This window comes from Achromobacter sp. SIMBA_011 (assembly GCF_046535435.1).
In the GTDB taxonomy this organism is placed as follows: Bacteria; Pseudomonadota; Gammaproteobacteria; order Burkholderiales; family Burkholderiaceae_B; genus Achromobacter; species Achromobacter dolens.
On the sequence record NZ_JAWRWN010000092.1, the window covers coordinates 1 to 395 of the forward strand.

Below are 395 nucleotides of genomic sequence, written 5' to 3' on the forward strand. Positions count from 1 at the left end.
CTCCGTCTTCGAACCGAAGACCCGGACAATATTCTTTCGCCGCTCGCTCGAATGTTCCATGACCAATGCGAGCGCCGAAATTTGGACGTTAGGCGCAAGCGCCAATATACCGCTGTCGTCCTTCACTTTGGCTATTGGCTATTCGAGCGTGGTGTCGCCACGGAAAGCTTCACCACTGAACACATGGAAAGCTTCCTGACGGCTCACGCGAATGGTTGCTCCTGCTCGTGCTTTTGGAAAATGCGTACGGAGGTGGAGGCTATGCGTCGAGCTTTGAACCTCGCCGTCAAAATGAGGGCACTTCGCGAGATCCCGCCGATGAACCTCGCGGCGATAGATCGTGAAGTCCTGGCGTTCGATAAAATGCTCGAAGAAGTTTGGGGCTTGTCTGCGGG

Annotated in this window: 1 protein-coding gene; it reads right to left on the reverse strand. The window is 54.9% G+C overall.

The genetic code is table 11. The annotated features are described in order from the left end of the window. Window positions 1–138: 138 nt before the first annotated feature. On the reverse strand, window positions 139–395 hold a 257-nt coding region (locus SB816_RS30055; protein WP_410548000.1), incomplete at its 5' end, for a hypothetical protein.